The 19,164-nt window shown below is 61.1% G+C and carries 17 protein-coding genes; 10 read left to right on the top strand and 7 right to left on the bottom strand.

The window, feature by feature from the left end; all coding sequences use genetic code 11:
* Positions 1-63: 63 nt before the first annotated feature.
* The 3 genes from PQR67_RS23530 to PQR67_RS23540 all read left to right on the top strand — a co-directional run bounded on the left by PQR67_RS23530 (position 64) and on the right by PQR67_RS23540 (position 4,415).
* Positions 64-1,845, top strand: a complete 1,782-nt coding sequence (locus PQR67_RS23530; RefSeq protein WP_408464576.1) for a long-chain fatty acid--CoA ligase — start codon at positions 64-66, stop codon at positions 1,843-1,845.
* Positions 1,842-3,398, top strand: coding sequence for a class I adenylate-forming enzyme family protein (locus tag PQR67_RS23535; RefSeq protein ID WP_408464578.1), 1,557 nt, complete (start codon positions 1,842-1,844; stop codon positions 3,396-3,398). Before PQR67_RS23530 ends, PQR67_RS23535 begins: the two co-directional genes overlap by 4 nt.
* A gap of 111 nt (positions 3,399-3,509) precedes the next feature.
* Positions 3,510-4,415, top strand: coding sequence for an SDR family oxidoreductase (locus PQR67_RS23540; RefSeq protein WP_408464580.1), 906 nt, complete (start codon positions 3,510-3,512; stop codon positions 4,413-4,415).
* A gap of 90 nt (positions 4,416-4,505) precedes the next feature.
* On the opposite strand, the gene PQR67_RS23545 is transcribed toward PQR67_RS23540, so the two are convergent.
* Positions 4,506-5,423: a LysR family transcriptional regulator gene (locus PQR67_RS23545; RefSeq protein WP_408464582.1), complete on the bottom strand. Its 918-nt coding sequence runs from the start codon at positions 5,421-5,423 to the stop codon at positions 4,506-4,508.
* A 271-nt stretch (positions 5,424-5,694) separates the two neighbouring features.
* Here PQR67_RS23545 and PQR67_RS23550 point away from each other — a divergent pair, with 271 nt between their 5' ends.
* The 6 genes from PQR67_RS23550 to PQR67_RS23575 all read left to right on the top strand — a co-directional run bounded on the left by PQR67_RS23550 (position 5,695) and on the right by PQR67_RS23575 (position 11,639).
* The gene (locus PQR67_RS23550) at positions 5,695-6,474 is read left to right on the top strand and encodes a 5-oxoprolinase subunit PxpA (RefSeq protein ID WP_408464584.1); all 780 of its coding nucleotides are present in this window, start codon (positions 5,695-5,697) and stop codon (positions 6,472-6,474) included.
* A 35-nt stretch (positions 6,475-6,509) separates the two neighbouring features.
* Positions 6,510-6,752 (top strand): acetyl-CoA carboxylase, encoded by a 243-nt coding sequence (locus tag PQR67_RS23555; protein ID WP_408464586.1) that lies wholly within the window; start codon positions 6,510-6,512, stop codon positions 6,750-6,752.
* 5 nt (positions 6,753-6,757) lie between these two features.
* On the top strand, positions 6,758-8,200 hold the full coding sequence (locus PQR67_RS23560) for an acetyl-CoA carboxylase biotin carboxylase subunit (protein WP_408464588.1): 1,443 nt from the start codon (positions 6,758-6,760) through the stop codon (positions 8,198-8,200).
* Positions 8,197-9,075 (top strand): 5-oxoprolinase subunit B family protein, encoded by an 879-nt coding sequence (locus PQR67_RS23565; RefSeq protein ID WP_408464590.1) that lies wholly within the window; start codon positions 8,197-8,199, stop codon positions 9,073-9,075. Before PQR67_RS23560 ends, PQR67_RS23565 begins: the two co-directional genes overlap by 4 nt.
* On the top strand, positions 9,065-10,060 hold the full coding sequence (locus tag PQR67_RS23570) for a 5-oxoprolinase subunit C family protein (protein ID WP_408464592.1): 996 nt from the start codon (positions 9,065-9,067) through the stop codon (positions 10,058-10,060). The genes PQR67_RS23565 and PQR67_RS23570 overlap by 11 nt, the downstream gene beginning before the upstream one ends.
* A gap of 226 nt (positions 10,061-10,286) precedes the next feature.
* Positions 10,287-11,639 carry a purine-cytosine permease family protein gene (locus tag PQR67_RS23575; protein WP_408464594.1) on the top strand — a complete coding sequence of 451 codons (1,353 nt, stop codon included), beginning with the start codon at positions 10,287-10,289 and terminating at the stop codon, positions 11,637-11,639.
* Between the two features lie 3 nt (positions 11,640-11,642).
* On the opposite strand, the gene PQR67_RS23580 is transcribed toward PQR67_RS23575, so the two are convergent.
* The 5 genes from PQR67_RS23580 to PQR67_RS23600 all read right to left on the bottom strand — a co-directional run bounded on the left by PQR67_RS23580 (position 11,643) and on the right by PQR67_RS23600 (position 16,260).
* Complete coding sequence (locus PQR67_RS23580; protein ID WP_408464596.1) at positions 11,643-12,827, bottom strand: ABC transporter substrate-binding protein; 1,185 nt, start codon at positions 12,825-12,827, stop codon at positions 11,643-11,645.
* A 99-nt stretch (positions 12,828-12,926) separates the two neighbouring features.
* On the bottom strand, positions 12,927-13,634 hold the full coding sequence (locus PQR67_RS23585) for an ABC transporter ATP-binding protein (RefSeq protein ID WP_408464598.1): 708 nt from the start codon (positions 13,632-13,634) through the stop codon (positions 12,927-12,929).
* Positions 13,621-14,385, bottom strand: coding sequence for an ABC transporter ATP-binding protein (locus tag PQR67_RS23590; protein ID WP_408464600.1), 765 nt, complete (start codon positions 14,383-14,385; stop codon positions 13,621-13,623). The genes PQR67_RS23585 and PQR67_RS23590 overlap by 14 nt, the downstream gene beginning before the upstream one ends.
* Positions 14,378-15,388, bottom strand: coding sequence for a branched-chain amino acid ABC transporter permease (locus PQR67_RS23595; protein ID WP_408464602.1), 1,011 nt, complete (start codon positions 15,386-15,388; stop codon positions 14,378-14,380). The genes PQR67_RS23590 and PQR67_RS23595 overlap by 8 nt, the downstream gene beginning before the upstream one ends.
* Positions 15,389-15,396: 8 nt before the next feature.
* A complete protein-coding gene (locus PQR67_RS23600) occupies positions 15,397-16,260 on the bottom strand; it encodes a branched-chain amino acid ABC transporter permease (RefSeq protein ID WP_408464755.1) in 864 nt (287 codons plus the stop codon).
* Positions 16,261-16,814: 554 nt separating this feature from the next.
* On the opposite strand from PQR67_RS23600, the gene PQR67_RS23605 reads away from it, so the two are divergent.
* A complete protein-coding gene (locus PQR67_RS23605) occupies positions 16,815-17,582 on the top strand; it encodes a class II aldolase/adducin family protein (RefSeq protein WP_408464604.1) in 768 nt (255 codons plus the stop codon).
* Positions 17,583-17,668: 86 nt separating this feature from the next.
* On the opposite strand, the gene PQR67_RS23610 is transcribed toward PQR67_RS23605, so the two are convergent.
* On the bottom strand, positions 17,669-18,760 hold the full coding sequence (locus PQR67_RS23610) for a porin (RefSeq protein ID WP_408464606.1): 1,092 nt from the start codon (positions 18,758-18,760) through the stop codon (positions 17,669-17,671).
* Positions 18,761-19,164 lie beyond the last annotated feature (404 nt).

Genomic DNA, 19,164 nt, shown 5'->3' on the forward strand with positions numbered 1-19,164 from the left:
GGCGGATGTGAACGAAGCGCGTCTTCAGTGAAACGCGCACAGACAGTCAGGCAGGAGACGCCTATGAACGAACGCCATTACCCGAATTGGCCGCCGCACGTGCCCAAGCATCTGACGCTGCCCGAAACCAATATCTTCTATAACGCCGAGGTGTCGGCGGCGCGCTTTCCCAACAAGCCGTTCATCGTTTTCTACGACACGCCGGTCACATTCGCCGAGTTCAAGGAAGAAGCCGAGCGCGTTGCGGGCTTTCTTCAGCAGGAGTGCCACGTCAAGGCAGGCGAGCGTGTACTGCTTTACATGCAGAACAGCCCGCAATGGATCATCGCCTACTACGGGATCTTGCGCGCGAACGCCGTTGTGGTGCCGGTCAACCCAATGAACATGAGCGGTGAACTGGCGCATTACGTCGAGGACAGCGGGGCGACCACGATCATTGCGCCGCAATGTCTGTTCGCGAACGTCGAGCCGCTGATCGGCACGGGGCCAGGTCAGGGCATCGAGCATGCAATCGTCGCGACGTATAGCGATTACGTGAAGGGGGTATCGTCGATTCCCGTGCCGGAACTGGTGGCGGCGCCGCGCAAGACCTTCGATATTCCAGGCGTTACACCGTGGCGCGAGATGCTCGACAAGCATATCGCGCCGGGGCCGATCACCACAGGTCCAGACGACCTGTGCGTGATGCCTTACACGTCCGGCACCACCGGCAAACCGAAGGGCTGCATGCACACGCACCGCAGCGTGATGAGCACGTTGCTCGGCGGTTGCGCGTGGTTCGCGGCGCCGTCGGACGGTGTGTATCTATCGGTATTGCCCTTGTTTCACGTAACAGGCATGCAGGGCGGCATGAACAGCGCGGTCTTCTCCGGCGCAACGATTGTCGTGCTGCCGCGCTGGGATCGGGAAGCCGCTGCACTATGCATGCAGAAATATCGCGTAAGCGCGTGGCAGTCGATCACGGCAATGATGGTGGATTTTCTCTCGAACCCGAAGCTGGGCGACTATGATCTGTCGAGCCTGACCGGCGCGCGCGGTGGCGGCGCGGCGATGCCCGAGGCCATTGCCCAGAAGCTCAAATCGCTGACCGGACTCGATTACGTCGAAGGCTACGGCATGTCCGAGACGATCGCCGGCACGCACATCAATCCGCCGCATCGGCCAAAGCCGCAATGTCTCGGCATTCCGGTGTTCGACGTGGACTCGCGCGTGATCGATCCGGTCACGCTGCTGGAACTTCCGCAAGGCGAAACCGGCGAGATCATCGTGAATGCGCCGCAGGTGATGCAGGGTTACTGGCGTAATCCCAAGGCGACTGAAGAAGCGTTTATCCTGATCGACGGCAAGCGCTTCCTGCGCACCGGCGATCTCGGTCATATCGACGAGGATGGCTATTTTTTCATGACGGACCGCCTCAAGCGCATGATCAACGCATCGGGTTACAAGGTCTGGCCCGCGGAAGTCGAGGCCCTCATGTACCGGCATCCCGCGATTCACGAGGTGTGCGTGATCGGCGTGAAGGACGCAAAGCGAGGCGAAACCGTCAAGGCGCTGGTGGTGCCCGCCGCGGCGCAGGCCGGCACGATCAGCGAGCAGGAGATCATCGACTGGGCGCACGAACAGATGGCGTCTTACAAGGCGCCGCGCATCGTCGAATTCGTGACGTCGCTGCCCAAGTCGGGCAGCGGCAAGATTCTGTGGCGCAAGTTGCAGGAGGAGGACGCGGCGCGCACGGCCGCGGCCAATCAGAGCAATCAGAGCAATCAGAGCAATCAGAGCAATCAGAGCAATCGCAGCAATGGTGGCGCTGGCGGTGCCGGCGGCACGGGAGGTGCTTCGTCATGACATGGCTCGACGCGCTAATCGACGAACCGTTCGTTTGCATCACCGACATGCTCCGCCGCTTCGCGCACGAACGCGCCGAGCACGCGGCATTGATCTGCGACGGCAAAATCGTGACTTACGCCGCGCTGGACGCACGGGTCGATCGCTTTGCCGCCGCATTGCAGCGCGACGGCATCCAGCCTTGCGACGCGATTGCGTTGTGCGCGGCCGCCTCGGTGGAATACGTCGTGGCGTTTCTCGGCGGCCTGCGCGCGGGGGCCGCGGTGGCGCCGCTCGCACCGTCGTCCAGCGCGGCGAGTCTCGTCAGCATGATCGGCAATTCGGGCGCGCGGCTGCTGTTCCTCGACGCCGACGTCAAGCGTCTGCTCGAAGCGGTGGCCGGCGAGATCGGCGCCATCCCCATCGCGCTGGATGCGCATGCGGGCAGCACCGCGCTCGAGACGTGGCTCGCGCCCAAGGGTGCCACGCCTGAAGCCGTGACGATCGATCCGGCGTGGCCGTTCAACATCATCTATTCGTCGGGCACCACGGGTACGCCGAAAGGCATCGTGCAGCCGCACGGCATGCGCTGGGCCTATGCGGCGCGCAGCATTCAGCGTGGCTACGGGCCTGACGCCACGACGCTGATTTCCACGCCGCTGTATTCGAACACGACGCTCGTGAGTTTCATGCCGACGCTGACGTTTGGCGGCACGGTTGTGCTGATGCCGAAGTTCGACGCCACACGCTATCTCGAACTGGCGCAACAGTACCGCGTCACGCATACGATGCTGGTGCCGGTTCAGTATCAACGCTTGATGGCGCAGCCGGATTTCGACGGTTACGATCTCTCCAGCTTCCAGGCCAAGTTTTGCACCAGCGCGCCGTTCGCGGCGAGCGTGAAGGCGGACGTGGTGCGCCGCTGGCCCGGCAAGCTTACCGAGTACTACGGCATGACCGAAGGCGGCGGCTCATGCCAGTTGGAGGCCGACGAGTTTCCCACCAAGCTGCACACGGTCGGCAAACCGGCGGAAGGTCACGATATCCGGTTGATCGACGAACTCGGCAACGAGGTGGCGGCAGGCGAGGTGGGCGAAATCGTCGGCCATTCGCCTGCGATGATGACCGGCTATTACCGTCAGCCGGACAAGACCGCCGAGGCGGAATGGCATGACCCGAGCGGCAAGCGCTTCATCCGCACGGGCGATATGGGACGCTTCGATGCGGACGGTTTTCTGACGCTGCTCGATCGCAAGAAGGACATGATCATTTCGGGCGGCTTCAACATCTATCCGAGCGACCTTGAGGCCGAACTGGGCTCGCATCCGGACGTCGCGGAGGTAGCCGTGGTGGGTATGCATTCGGAGCAATGGGGTGAGACACCGGTTGCGTTCGTGGTGCGCCGGGAACATGCGCCGATCGACGCCGACACGCTGCTTGCCTGGGTCAACGCGCGGCTGGGAAAAATGCAACGGCTTTCCGCGCTGATTTTTGTCGACGCCTTGCCGCGCAGCCCGATCGGCAAGGTGCTGAAACGGGAATTGCGCGAGCAGCACAATCCCACCGCACGCTAACAGGATGAACAACGCAACGTAACAACGCAACGTAACAACGCAACGTAACAACGCAAAGTACAGCGCACCACGAAATCCGACTGGATGCACCAACTGGAGACAGGACGAGACATGAACAATTTTGAAGGCAAGGTCGCGGTGATCACCGGCGCCGGCTCCGGATTCGGCCGTGAGTTCGCACGGCTCGGCACGAAACTGGGCATGCGCCTCGTGCTCGCCGACGTCCAGCAGGACGCACTCGACGAAACGTTCGCCGAGGTGAGCGCAGCCGGCGCGCAGGTCATCGCGCGCCGGGTCGACGTGGCGAAAGGCGAGGAAGTCGACGCATTGGCGCGCGCCACGCTCGAGGCTTACGGCAGCGTGCATCTGGTCTTCAACAATGCGGGCGTAGGCGGCAGCGGCGGCCTCGTGTGGGAGAACACCGAACGTGACTGGCAATGGCTGCTCGGTGTCAACCTGTGGGGCGTGATTCACGGCGTGCGGGTTTTCACGCCGCTCATGCTTGAGGCCGCCAAACACGACGCCGGCTATCGCGGGCACATCGTCAATACCGCGTCGATGGCCGGCATGCTCAATCCGCCGATGATGGGGCCGTACAACGTGTCGAAACATGCGGTGGTGTCGCTGACCGAATCGCTGTATCAGGATCTTTCACTGGTCACGCAGCAGGTGGCGTGCTCGGTGCTGTGCCCTTACTTCGTGCCGACGGGGATTGCGAAGGCGCATCGCAACCGGCCGTCCGAACTGGCGAACGACACGCCGCCGACCTTATCGCAACGCGTATCGCGCGTGATGAGCGAGAAGGCGGTGAGTTCGGGGAAGGTGAGTGCGCAGGAGGTTGCGGGCATGGTGTTCGATGCGATCCGCGAAGAGCAGTTCTATATCTTCTCGCATCCGCACGCGTTAGGCGGCGTGAAAACGCGTGCCGAGGATATCGTCATGCCGCGTAATCCGACCGATCCGTTTGCCGAGCGGCCTGAAGTACGTGCGCAGATTATCGACGCATTGAAAGGGTAATCGGGGAGCCGGCGGACGCGCCGGCTTCATAAAGAGGCTTCAAATACGCATGATTCGAAACATGCTTGGAATTGGAGGCACAAAGGTACTTCAATTGCTACCGGTGAACGCCCGCGGTTCCATGAACGTATGACGGAAGTACTCGCGCACCGCATGCATCGCCGGGCTCAACTCGGCACTTCTGCGCCATGCCAGGCCCACGCTCATCGGCGGCACCGGGTCGCGTAGCAGCATGGTCTCGATACGTCTGCCCTCCAGCGACCAGGGGCGATAGACCATGTCCGACAAGATCGCCACGCCGCTTCCATTTGCCACCATACTGCGCACCGCTTCAACGGACGATGTGCGGAGTTTCACGTTCGGCCGGTACGGCGTCTCGTTCCAGTAGCGCAAAGCCGTAAACGCCGCTTCGTCGACGGTCAACATCACGAACGGTTCGGCGGCGACGTCGGCGAGTGTGACGTTCTCACGCTTTAGCAACGGATGTTGCGCGCACAACCACAGGCGACGAACCGAGTGAATGACCGGTTCAAGCACCAGCTCCGGATTCGCAACGTTCGACGTGAGCAACACAGCCATGTCATATCGGTCCGCGATCAATCCTTCTTCTATCGACTCCCGGTTCAACTCGTGCAGTTGGATGGTGAGCCGCGGATAGAGCGTGTTCAGGCGCAGCAGGTGATGCGGCAGAAAATAGCCGAGCACGGTGTAGCTCGCCGCAAGCGTCAGGGTGCCTGTGAGCGTGCTTTCGAGGTTCGGAATACGCATTGCCTCATCCACCGAGGAGAGGATCGTGTACGCCTGGTTGAGAAAACGCCGCCCGGTATTGGTCAGCGTCATGCCAGAAGCGGTACGCATGAACAGTTGTGTGCCGAGGCTGTCTTCCAGCTCCTTGATGGCATTGGTCACTGCCGACTGCGAAATCGTCAGTTGAATGGCTGCCTGCGAAATCTGACCAAGTTCAGCAGTGGCGACAAAGTATTTCAGTTGCCGGAGGGTCAAGGCCATGAGTTCACCCGAAAAAATGATATTGCTCTGCGTAATATCTTACCCTCCGAAAATGATCAGAAACGGGTCCGGCGCTTCCATCCTTTACCCATAGGCTGCACAGCTGCTTTCCTCCGTCCGCGTACGCCGTGGAAGCTATCGAAAAAACAGATAACGTGCCATATAAAAATAGAACTATTTTGGCGACTGGCGAGCAGATAACGTTCATCTGAATCGATCTGGTGGGCGTCCTTCAAGCCCGGCCAGGCCGTTGACCCAGGAGAGATCAAGCATGAAAAAGCACAGCGTCGACTTGAATTCCGACATGGGGGAGGGGTTCGGCCCATGGCGGATTGGTGACGGCGTCGATGAGGACATCATGCCCCTCATCAGCTCGGCCAACATCGCGACAGGGTTTCACGCAGGAGACCCAAACATCATGGCGCGCACGGTGCAACTCGCGAAACAGGCAGGGGTGGGGGTCGGCGCGCATCCGGGATTCCGCGATCTGGTGGGTTTTGGACGCCGCAATATTGCCGAGACGCCGCAGGCGCTCGTCAACGACATCATCTTCCAGCTCGGCGCACTCCGCGAATTCGCACGCCTTTATAACGTCAGCGTGCAGCACGTGAAGCCGCACGGGGCGCTTTATATGCTCGCCGCGCGCGACGAGGACCTGTCGCGCCTGCTGGTGGGGGCGCTTCAAACGCTGGACCCGACGCTATTGCTGTATTGCATGGAAGCCTCGGTGACGTACCGGATCGCACGTGAGCTCGGCCAGCCGGTGATCCGCGAGTTTTACGCCGACCGTGACTACGATCGCAGTGGCTCGATCGTCTTTACCCGGCACGTCGCGCGGCTCGATCCTGCGCAGGTGGCAGCGAAAGTATTGCGCGCCTGTGTGGAAGGACGGGTGGCCACAGTCGACGGCGACGACATCGATATCGAATTCGACTCGGTCTGCATTCATAGCGACACGCCGGGCGCACTCAAGCTCGTCGAGGCCACGCGTGCCACGCTGACACACCACGATATTCGTGTGGCGGCGCCCTTATACCCAGTCGCCCGCTAATCGCAGTGACCCAAAAAGACTTGAGGAGCATACCCATGGCATTACACGATATTGTTAGCCCCTTGCCTGGCACGTTCTACCGGCGCGCGTCGCCTGAGGCCGCGCCTTACGTTGAAGCAGGGGTGTCCGTCGAAAGCGGTGCCGTGGTTGGGCTCGTCGAAGTGATGAAGCAGTTCAACGATGTCGAGACGAATGTGGCGGGCTGCGTCGCCGAAATTCTGGTCGATGACGGCGAGCCGGTCGATGCAGGGCAAGTGTTGATGCGGATCGAAGGGTGAGCACGATGAACACGTCGAACACGGGCGCCTCCACGGGCATGTTCTATCAGCCGAAGCGAATCCGCACGGTCCTGGTCGCTAATCGCGGCGAGATTGCTGTGCGAGTAATCCGCGCAGCACACGAACTGGATATGCGGGCGGTCGCGGTGGTCAGCGACGCCGATCGCGACAGCCTTGCCGCGCGCATGGCCGACGAGACCATTCACATCGGCGCCGCGCATGCTGCGAAAAGTTACCTGAACCCCGCCGCGATTCTCGCTGCCGCACAGCAGTGCGGGGCGGATGCCATTCATCCGGGATACGGTTTTCTCTCGGAAAACGCCGCATTTGCAGCACAAGTCGAGAACGCCGGGTTGATCTTTGTTGGCCCCTCGTCGAATGTCATTGCGACCATGGGCGATAAGGCAAAGGCGCGAGAAACAGCGCAGCGCGCCGACGTTCCGACCGTTCCCGGTAGCAACGGCGTTGTCCTGTCTCTCGGCGAAGCGCGTGAGATCGCAGCCAGAATCGGTTACCCGGTGATGATCAAGGCGGCAGCGGGCGGCGGTGGACGCGGCATCCGGGTGGCGCACGACGCTACGCAACTCGAGACCGAATTGCCCTTGGCGCAACGTGAGGCTCAAGCGGCGTTTGGCAACGGTGGGGTGTATCTCGAACGATTCATCGCACGCGCCCGCCATATTGAAGTGCAGGTGCTTGGCGACGGCAATGATGTTGTCCATCTGTTCGAACGCGAGTGCTCGCTGCAGCGGCGCCGCCAGAAAATTCTGGAAGAGGCGCCGTCACCATCGCTTACGCCGGCATTGCGCAATGCGTTGTGTACGTCCGCGACGCGGCTTGCGAAGCAGGTGGGGTATCGCAGCGCTGGAACGCTGGAATATCTGTTCGATGAAACGCGCGACGAGTTCTACTTCATTGAAATGAATACCCGTATCCAGGTCGAGCATCCGGTAACCGAGGCCATCACCGGGATCGATCTGGTGCGCGAGACACTGCGTATTGCCGATGGCGAACCGTTGCGTTTCAGCCAGAACGATATCGCGATGCGCGGCGCGGCGCTCGAATGCCGGATCAACGCTGAAGATCCCGAGCAGGATTTTCGTCCGAACCCGGGCCGAATCGATGAACTGGTCTGGCCGGCGGGCCCGGGTGTGCGCATCGATTCGATGCTTTACCAAGGTTACGCTGTACCGCCATTCTACGATTCACTACTCGCCAAGCTGATTGTCTTTGACGAAAGCCGGCCTGCAGCGCTTGCACGACTCAAGCGGGCGTTGAGCGAGCTGCGTATCGGCGGCATCAGGACGACCGCGACGCTGCACCGCGCATTGCTGGATGACGAAGAGATTCTCGCCGGCCGCTATCACACCAACTATCTGGAAGCATGGGTAACAGACTGGCGCGCCAAACAGATGGCAGCCGCGGCCGGGAATGAGGAGGCAGCATGACAATCCGCTACACATTCGGTGGCGACGAGTTCATCTTCGTGGAGATCAGCGAAGACATGTCGCTCGAAGCCTTCTTCACGGGTACCGCGATCACGCGCGAACTGCAGCGCCGCAAGGTGAGCGGTGTGACCGAAATCTGCCCGGCTAACGCGTCATTCCAGGTTCGCTACGATCCCGACGTGATCGAGCCGGACGAGCTCCTCGCGCTGCTCAAGCGGATAGAAACGGAGGTGGCCGGCGCGACGGAACTGGACCTTGCGACACGTATCGTCGAGATACCCGTGCTTTATAACGATCCATGGACGCACGAGACGCTGATGCGTTTTCGCGAGCGCCATCAGGACCCGGCTTCAACCGACCTGGAATACGCGGCGCGGATCAATGGAAAGAAGGATGTCGAGGACTTCATCGCAGCGCACGCCGGCTCCCCCTGGTTTGTCTCGATGGTGGGTTTCGTGGCCGGTTTGCCGTTCATGTTCCAGATGGTCGAACGTGCCCGTCAACTGCAGGTGCCCAAATATCTGCGGCCCCGCACCGATACACCCAGGCTGACGGTCGGCCACGGCGGCTGCTTCGGCTGCATCTACTCGGTGCGCGGCGCGGGGGGCTATCAGATGTTCGGCGTGACGCCCGCACCGATCTTCGATCCGGCACAACGCCTGGATTATTTGCGCGATTTCATGGTGTTCTTCCGCCCCGGCGATATCGTCAAGTTCAAGCCGGTCGATCGGGATACCTACGACAAAGCCGTGGCCGCTGTCGATGCGGGGACTTTTTCACTACGTGTGCGCGACGTGAACTTCTCACTCGGCGCTTTTTTAAGCGACCCCGAAGCCTATAACCGCTCGTTGATCGAGGTGCTCAATGCCGACTAGTCCTCTTCACGCCATTGAGGTCGTCAAGCCCGGACTGGCGACCTCCGTGCAGGATACCGGCCGGCAAGGGTATTACCACGTCGGCATTCCACCGTCCGGCGCGCTCGATCAATACGCCTTGCGTGCGGCCAATCTTCTGGTGGGCAACCTCGAGAGCGCCGCCGTACTCGAATGCACGCTGCTCGGCCCGCAAATTCTGTTTCATGTGGACGCGCTGATCGCCGTGACGGGCGCTGAAATGCAACCCAAAATCGATGGCGTGTCGCAGGCCTGCAATGTCGCGCTGCGAATCAAGGCAGGCAGCACACTGACCTTCGACTATGTGAAAGGCGGTGCGCGAGCCTGCCTTGCGGTGGCCGGCGGCATCGACGTGCCGATGGTGCTTGGAAGCCGCTCCACTTATACGCTAGGGGCTTTCGGTGGTCATGAGGGGCGGCGTCTGCAAAAAGGTGACCGGCTTGGAATCGGACATGCCCGAGGACCCGCTCGGGAAGGCACGGAGTTGCCCGGGAGCTTGCGTACGCCGCTCGCTCGCGAAGTCGAACTGCGCGTGCTGCCTGGGCTCTACCATCACCGCCTCACAGACGAGTCAGCCATCACGTTTTTCGAGGATACGTGGACCGTCGCGCCTGAAGCAGACCGCATCGGTTATCGCTATAAGCAAGGTCGGCCACTCAAGTTTCGCGAGCGCGAGCAGCCATTCGGCGCCGGCTCCGATCCCTCGAACATCGTCGACGCCTGCTATCCGATCGGCTCGATCCAGGTCCCGGCCGGACTCGAGCCGATCATCCTGCTTCGTGACGCAGTGTCTGGCGGCGGCTACGCCACGATTGGCACAGTCATCAGCGCCGACATGGATCTGATCGGGCAAATGCAGCCGAACCATCAGGCGCACTTCGTGGCCGTCTCCATGACACAGGCGCTCGCTGCCCGACGCGACGCCCAACTTCGGCTCGCACGGCTGCGCGAAGCGTTACTGCTCTAGCACACAAACAACGCATGCACGGGCAGGCCGAATCAAGCGCCGCTCGTGTGGCATCTAATTGCATTTCTCGCGATTCCGTTCGTGCGGCGCCATGCGCCGCGCGCGGGCACGTGCATTCGTTTTTCGCCGCACCGATGGTCTTTCTTTTACACCTCGCCGTGGCGCCGAACGCGGTTGCCATTACGGCGTCACTCTCAAACCTGCAGATGTATAGAGGAGCACGATCATGGCCAATCTGGCACAGGAATCAGCCGAGGGCGATCTCGATCTATCGACCGTTGCCATACCGGAGAATGCCCGCATGCCGGCGTTTTCGTTGACGATGGCCTGGTGGGCGGTTTGCAGTGCGATGTTCTACATTGTGGTCGGTGCAACGCTTGCGCTCAACTATGGTGCGCGCAACGCGTTGATCGGGATGGTGCTTTCGGTGGTGTCGTACGGTATCGTCAACTCCATCATCAGCCGCTACGCGGTTCGCACCGGTTTGTCCGTTGCGCTGTTTTCCCGGGTCCTGTTCGGCAGCGCGGGCGCCGCGCTCGCCACGCTGATCTTCTTCGCGACTGCAATCTACTACGCGGTGTTTGAAGGATCCGTGATCGCCGTTGCGGCGCACAGCCTGTTTCCAGCACTGGATTATCGGTGGGCGGCGCTGATTGTCGTTTGCTACAGCGTGCCGCTCGTGTTCGGCAGTGTGCAGCACTGGCTCGACAAGTTCAACGGCGTGCTGCTGCCGTTCTATCTGCTCGGACTGGTCGCGGCCGTTGTGCTGGCTACCCATGAATATGGCTACAACGCGGCGTGGCTCGACTTTGGGCCGAAAGGCAGCACGCCGGCCAATGGCTGGTGGAGTTGTTTTGTCTATTACATGGGCGTGTGGGTACTGATGATGTTTACCTTCGACTACGCCCGCTTCGGCCGCAAGAAGGACGCCGTTTATCACGGCCGCTTCAACTTTGGCATCCCTTTTTATCTGGTCACATTCCTGCTGAATGGAGCGGTCGGCATCTATCTGGTCAGCACGATTTCCGACCTCGGTACGCTCTCGGAGGTGTCCGTCGTGCTTGCGCTGCTCAAGCTGATGGGGATCTGGGGTCTGCTGTTTGTGTGGGTAACGCAGTCGCGTATCAACACGGCGAACTACTATCTCGCGGCCATTAACATGCAGGCTTTCTTTCAGAAAGCGGTCGGTCTTCGCGCGCCGAAGTTCGCGTGGGCGCTAGTCGTTGGCGCAGTTGTCTATGCGCTGATGATGGCCGATGTATTTTCGAAAATCCTGCAGGCGTTGGCGTATCAAGGGATTTTCGTGGTCGCGTGGGTCGGCGTGGCGCTCGCACACATCCTTTCAGCACGCTACGATGAACTGATCGGCAGCGAAATCGAATGCCGCGATTCGCATGTGCCTGCTTTCAATCCGGGCGGACTGACCGCATGGTTCGCAGGCACATTTGCCGGCCTTGTGCTGATGAATGTGCCAGAACCGGTGCAGTCGTTCTCTGCACCGGCGAGCTTTGTCGTTTCCTGGCTTGTGTATCGCGGCATGCTCAGTTCGGCTAAACGGACGTGGTTTGTGCGGGGCTAGCCGTCACTTCGCAGCAGTCAGCGAACCCAATCCCGCGGACTTCAACTGTCCCCCCTGAACCACCGCCGCGAGCGGATTGCCGAGCACGAAACCGCCGTGGTCGTCGATACCGCTCACGCCGTTCGGATTGGCCTGCGGCGGCAGCGCCTTCACCGCCTTATCGAACTGATTGCGAATCGCGGTCGCGTCGCTGACACTGCCGGCCAGTTTCATCGCAAGTGCCGTTGCGTAGACCGCGGTGTAGTTCAGCGATACCTCCTGGCTCGGGTCCCGTCCGCCGTGACTCTTGCGGAAACGTTCCACAAACGCTTTGGCGTTCGGCGTGTCGTCGTTGGCCAGCGGCAATACCCCGATCGCGCCGTTGAGCGGGGCATAGCCGCCGGTGACCTTGGCCACTTCGTCGAGCTTGGCCTGGTCCATCACGACAAAGCCGCCCTTGAAGCCCAACTCGCGCGCCTGTTGTGCGATCAGGCCGGTCGGTTCGGACGGGCCGCCGATAAACATCACATCGGGTTTGGCCGCCAGCACGCGGCTCACGCCGCTGTAGAAATCGGTGGCGCGGTTATACGACATCGAATTGTCCGCGACGACCGTGCCGCCAGCCGCTTCCCACGCGGGTTTGAATGCGGCAACCCAGATCTTGCCGTAGTCGGTATCGGTGGCGGCGAGCGCCACTTTTTTACCGTACGTCGCCATTTCGTACTTGATAAACGCGTTCAGATACGAGGTGAATGCGGGCGGAATACGCACCGTGAGCTTGTTGCCGCGCTCACTGATCTGCGGCACGCTGGTGTACGAAAGGAGCAGCAATTTCTGCTGCTCGTTGCTGGTCTGCACCGCGAAGCCGCCGCCCGAATGCGGCACCAGCACGACCGCTGCCTGCTGTTCCTGCGCGAGACGCCGTGCGTTGATCGCGGTCTCGGCGGGGTTGTACTTGTCGTCGAGCGGCACGATCTCGAGCTTGATCTTTTTGCCGGCCACTTCGATACCGGCCTGATTGACGTCGGCGGCCGCCATCTGCATGCCGTCGAGCACTTCCTGACCGTACTTCGCCGCGCCGCCGCTCAACGGACCCGAGTAGCCGATATGCACCACCTGTTGCGCCATTGCGGCGCCCGTGCCCAGCAGCGCAGTCGCGGCGACAGCCGCACACAGGCCCGCCCGTGCGTACAAGCGTTTGATCGTCATGCGTGTCTCCTTTGGGATGGTTCAGATGGTCCGAATGGTTCGACGCTCAGGTTCATATTCGTGCGCCAGACCGAGTGTCAGACCGTGCGTCAGATTCGTTCAGCCGCCGACGTAAGCGCGCCGGATCGCTTCGTTGTTCATGAGACTCGCATGATCGCCTTCCAGCACGATGCGGCCGTTCTCGATCACGTAGGCACGGTGCGCGATTTTCAGGGCCGCAAACGCGTTCTGTTCGGCGAGCAACACGGTCGTGCCCGCGCGATTGATCTGCTGGATCACCTCGAAAACCTGCTTGACCACGAGCGGCGCGAGACCGAGCGACGGTTCGTCGAGCAGCAGCACCTTGGGCCGGGCCATCATCGCGCGGCCGATCGCCACCATCTGCTGCTGGCCGCCGGACAGCGAGCCGGCCGGATGGTCTTTGCGTTCGGCGAGAAGCGGGAAGAGTGCGAACACCTGGTCCAGATTGCGCTGATTGCCGGCCTTGTCGCTGCGATGCACGTAAGCGCCCAGCGTGAGATTCTTCAGTACCGACATGCCCGGGAACAGCTTGCGCCCCTCGGGACACTGGATCACGCCGTTCTTCACGATCTGCGCGGGCGTCATGCCCAGCAGTTCGCGCGTGCCCAGACGCAGGCTGCCGCTCGCGGCACGCCGCAGGCCGCTCGTCGCGAGGAAGATCGAACTCTTACCTGCGCCGTTCGCACCGAGCAGCACCACCAGTTCGCCGTCGCTCGCGTGCAGACTGATGCCGTCCAGCGCGCGGAAGCTGCCGTAGTCGAGCGAGACGTTGTCAAACTTCAGCATGCTCGCTCCCGAGGTAGGCGTCGATTACAGCCGGGGTCGCGCGAATTTCGGCGGGCGTGCCCTCGGCGATTTTCTTGCCGTAGTTCAGTACCATGATGCGGTCGGCGAGCTTCATGATCATGTTCATCTTGTGCTCCACAAGGCAGACCGTCACACCGTGTTTCACCAGCTTGCGGATCAGTTCGGCGAGGCCCTCGGTTTCTTCGGGATTCACGCCGCCCGCGGGCTCGTCGAGCAACATCAGGCTCGGCACGGTAGCGAGCGCGAGCGCGATGGCGGCGCGTTTGCGCTCTTCCTGCGAGATGTCGCCGGCCATCCGTTCCGCGATCGCCGACAAGCCGACGAAGTCCAGCGCTTCGCGCGCCTTGTCGCGGCAGATGCGCTCTTCCTGCCTGAGCCGCGCCGAATGTGTCAGCACGTCCCACAGCCCCGAACGCGTGCGCAGCCGGTGGCCGACGATCAGGTTGTCGAGCACGCTGGCCCGGTCGAACAACGCGGTGGATTGAAAGGTACGCGCGACACCGAGGCGTGCCATCTGATCCGCGCCCAGCCGGGTCACGTCCTGGCCTTTGAAGAGAATGCGTCCGGCGCTCGGCAGATGCGTACCGCTGATCAGATTGAAGAAGGTGGTCTTGCCCGCGCCATTCGGCCCGATGATCGCGTTGATCTTGCCTGCTTCGATATGCGTGCTGACGTCGTCTACCGCGACGAGGCCGCCAAAGTGTTTGCTGAGCGAGTCGATTTCAAGCATGACGGTCTCCGCGCGCGGATTGCGGCTGACGCGCGACCCTGGCGCTTTGCTGCGTGGCAAGTTTGGCGCGCCGGTTTTTTCTTGCCACATACAGACCGACGATACCGTTCGGCAGAAAGATCACCAGCAGAATCAGGATCGGACCGAATACGACGAAGCGGTACGCCTGCAAGAACTGCAGGTACTGTGTGAGCCATGGTATGGCGAGCGCGCCGAGCAACGGGCCGGCGAGGGTGCCGATGCCGCCCACCAGCATGTACATGGTCATGTCGAAGGTATGTTCGACGCCGGCCAGATCCGGACCGAGAAAGCGCACGGCGCCCGCATAGAGACCGCCCGCGAACCCCGCATAGACAACCGAGAGCACGAAGGCCAGCACCTTGTTGCGCATCAGGTTGATGCCGAGCGACTGCGCGAGGCCGTCGCTATTGCGGATCGCCATGAAGGTCCGGCCGAGCAGCGAGTTGACGATGCGCTGCATCAGCCAAACGCCGAGCACCAGAAACGCGAACACCAGGTAATAGAGCGGCCGCGGATTGTCGAACGAGACGATGCCGAAGCCCGAAGGCGCCGGAATGCCGACAATGTCCGAGACGCCGTGCGTGAGGCCGTCCCATTTCTCGATCACGAGAAACATGATGTAGCCAACGCACAAGGTGAAAATGGAAAAATAGTGGCCACGCAGACGCAGCGAGACGAGGCCCACCAGCGCGCCCAGTATCCCGACGACCACGCCCGAGGCAATGAATGCGAGCCAGAACGGTACCTGATGATCGACCGTCAGAATCCCCACCGTATACGCGCCCACCGCCATGAAGCTGCCGTGCGCGAGATTGAACTGTCCTGTGTAGCCGGTGATCAGATTCAGGCCGACTGTGGCCAGCGCAAAGATGTACGCCGTGGACATCACCGTGAGCATGTAGTCGTTAGTGGCCAGAAACGGGAACACGAGACCGAGCAGGAACAGCACCGTCCAGCCCAGTCTGCCCTCGAATAATTTCATGACTGATTTCACGATGCGCGCAGTTCCCTGGTGAACAGCCCTTGAGGACGAACCGACAGAATCACCACCAGCAGAACGAAGGCGATGATGTCCTTGTAGTCGGTCGAAATGTAGAAGGCGCCGAAGCTCTCGGCCATGCCGATGATCAGGCCACCTACGATTGCGCCCGGCACGCTGCCCATGCCGCCGAGAATGATGATCACGAAGGCCTTCAGGATCACCAGTTGGCCCATGGCCGGATAGACGAGGTTGATTGGCGCATACAGCGTGGCCGCCACGGCGGCGAGAAGGCCCGAGATGCCGAAGGTCAGCATGGTCACCTTGTTGGCGTCGATGCCCATCAGCGAGGCGCCTTCGCGGTCCTGCGCCATTGCGATGATGCTCGAGCCGATCACCGTGTAGCGGAGGAAGAGTTGCAGCAGCACCACCAGCGCGAACGCGGCCCCGATGATCAGCAAGCGCTGCAACGGCGCGGTCACGCCGCCCAGGTCGATGATTCCGGCGTAGGGTGTGGCCATGCGATGAAAGTCCGCGCCCCAGATCGCCTGCGCGCCGGCTTCGAGAAATAGCAGAAGGCCGATCGCGGCGATCATCGGATGCAATTCGGACGATTTGCGCAGCGGATGAAACACCAGCCGCTCGGCAAGGATCGCGAGGACCGCGACCGCCAGGCCGGAGCCGATCATGGCGAGCCAGTAGTTCCAGCCGAGCCGGCTCATCAGGTAGAACGAGACGAAAGCGCCGACCATGTAGAACGCGCCGTGAGCGAAGTTCGGCACGGCGAGAATGCCGTACACCAGCGTGAGTCCGAGCGCGACGAGGCTGTAGATGCCGCCCAGCGTCAAGCCGTTGAGAACCTGCTGCAAAAACATATCCACGCTTTTACACCCTCCAATGGAAGGCGTGCTGTGCAAGGGTCACCCCTGTTTCAGGGGACGCATCGCGACACGCCTGGCTACGGACGGGACAACGGCCGTTCTCATGAATCCGGCTACCGTTGTCGACAGTTGTCGACGGTTTGAAACACGCACGCATCGGTGCAAATTGAAAAGGCGGCGCGAGAGAAATTTGGCACGGGCGTTCGCTTTCCGTCAACACGTTTTTCCATTTAATTGTTCTGCAATGCAGATTATTAGGGAAGTCACTTAGATGATGCATACCTTGAAGCAGCATGTTTGAGGTAACCAGAGACATTGCATAAGAGCAGCGCCGTTGCTTGCATTCGGCATAGATCGGCGGCATGTCGATCGAGCTCGAAAACTGCGAGGGTGAAAAGGGAAAGTCGGCTTGACTTCACTTTGTGCGCCCCAGTATTCTGCAATGCAGAAATAAGCCCACCGCTCACGCGCTCCCCACATTCCGGCGCAAATGCTTCGCAAAGCGGCCGTCAACATGATGTTCATCGCTTTCTCAAGGTGCCTCGCCCATGAACTCCGCAATCGAAATCCCTAGCGTTCGTCAGATGGTGTCACCGGAGGAATGGCAGGTCCGCGTCGACCTTGCCGCCGCGTACCGGCTGGTGGCTTTGTTCGGTTGGGACGACCTGGTGTTCACGCATATTTCGGCGCGGGTGCCGGGTCGCGAGCATGAGTTTCTGATCAACCCATACGGTCTCTTCTTCGAGGAGATCACCGCATCGAGTCTGGTCAAGGTGGACCATGAAGGGCAGCCCGTCATGCCGACCCCGTTCGACGTGAATCCTGCCGGCTTCGTGATCCATAGCGCCGTGCATGAAGCGCGGCCCAACGTGAACTGCGTGCTGCACACGCACACAGCACACGGCATCGCGGTCGCGGCGCAAGCAGACGGTTTGTTGCCGTTGTCGCAGCAATCGGGTTTCGTGTTGACGAATCTCGCCTATCACGACTATGAAGGCGTCGCGCTGCGCGATGCGGAAAAGGCGACGCTGGTCGCCGATCTCGGCAACGCCAATTACATGATGCTGCGCAATCACGGACTGCTGACCTGCGGGCGCACCGTTGCCGAAGCGTTTCAGGCGATGTACCTGTTCGAAACGTCATGTCGTATCCAGATCCTGGCGCAAGCGGGGGGCAAGTTGATCGAAGTGCCGCAGTCGATCATCGAAACGATGGGGGAGCAGGCGCGTCAAGTCAGCAAAGGCAAGGGCGCCGATCTGGTGTGGCCCGGCCTGCTGCGGCGTTTGACGCGGCGCAATCCTGGCTACGATCTGTAGCGCTTAATGCCACGCGTAGTTCCACGTGATCCGTCCGGCGCTCCGCTCGCGCGGTGCGCCGGACTTTCGCATGCGTTCCGCACCGGCTAGAACATATGCCGGATGCCGAGATTCACGCCGGCGGTTGTGCCGGTCGCTTCGTTCAGCGCGTTGTTGACGGACAGTCCGGTGTGCATCGCGCCATGGTTGGTGACGAAGCCGGCTTGCCCGTACACCACGGTGGCCTTCGACAGCGAATATTCAACTCCGGTGGACGCGAGTATCGAATTGTTCGACGAGTGGTTCCCGTCGCGCGTGACCCACACGCCTGCGTCGACGTTTAATGCCGGTGTGATGCGATAGCTGGCGCCGCCTGAATAGACGCGGTCGTTGAACGAACCCGCCACCTTGTACTGCACGTATGAAGCCTTCACGGTCAGGCTGTTGAACACGTAGCTGGCGCCAATTGCCCGGCCGTCGAATTCAACCACGCTCGGAATCGCGATCGATGCGGCGCTGCCGCCGGCGTTGCCGCTGTAGAGCGCAGCATCGACGGTCAGCGAGCCAAGGTGGTAGCGCAAGCTCGCCGAGTACTGGCGGCCCGCCTGGAAATCCCCGGCTGTGCCGCCCAGGGCCATCATCGCGCTGGCTTGCAGGCCGGCGATTTCCGGCGACGTGTACGAAATGCCGTTCGGATTGAACAGACCGGTCACGTAGACGTTATTCAGGTAAGTGACAAGTCCGCTGCCGAAGTACGACATCTCGCGCGGGTCGAAGTCGTACACCGCGAGAAAGAAGGGCGAGAACTGCAAGCCGGCCTTGACCGTGCCGTAACGGCTGTCGATGCCGACCCACGCCTGGCGCCCAAATTCGTTGCCGTTCGAATTGCTGAGCGAGCCATTGGCGATGCTGATACCGCTTTCGAGTTCGAAGATCGCGCGCGTGCTGCCGCCCAGATCTTCCGCACCGCGCATGCCGAAACGCGAGCCCGAGAGCCCGCTGTCGGTGAACGAGTATTGATGGCCGGCGCTCTGGCCGGTCGCCGGGTTGAGTGTTTTGCTGGTGTAGAGCAGGGAGCCGTCGACGATACCGTACAACGTAACGCTGCTTTGCGCATGGGCGTTCTGCGCGACGCCGAGCGCGCACGCGCCGACTAATCCAAGAATGGTTCCAACCCGATTGCGATAACTTGCCTGCATGCTTCGTGTCTCCTTGTTTATTGGAATCGACTGAACTGGCGAAGTAATGCGTGTGCTGCAAGATTCTGGCGATCTGTTGCGCGATACGATTTCAATGGGCGATAGAGGGCCTGCGCAATCTGGTAAGGGATGCGAAATAATTGATCTGCTGATGAACGCCGCGGGTTGGCTTGCCTGGTGGGTTGTCTCCTGATCGCTGGGGCGGCGCGGCTATGGGCTCATTGATCGTGTGCTTGCGCACAGGATGCAGGCGCAATTTGGCACGATCGTTCGTTCTGTGTCAACGAGGGAAATCGCTTGTTGAACTGCAATGCAGGCCAGAATAGGGAAAATACCTGGTGTCGGTGGCGAGCTTGATTTGTGCCGTAAGGCTATGTAATGAAAGGGGGTTACTGGAATTATCC

It is taken from the genome of Paraburkholderia fungorum (assembly GCF_046026025.1).
Classification (GTDB): Bacteria; Pseudomonadota; Gammaproteobacteria; order Burkholderiales; family Burkholderiaceae; genus Paraburkholderia; species Paraburkholderia fungorum_E.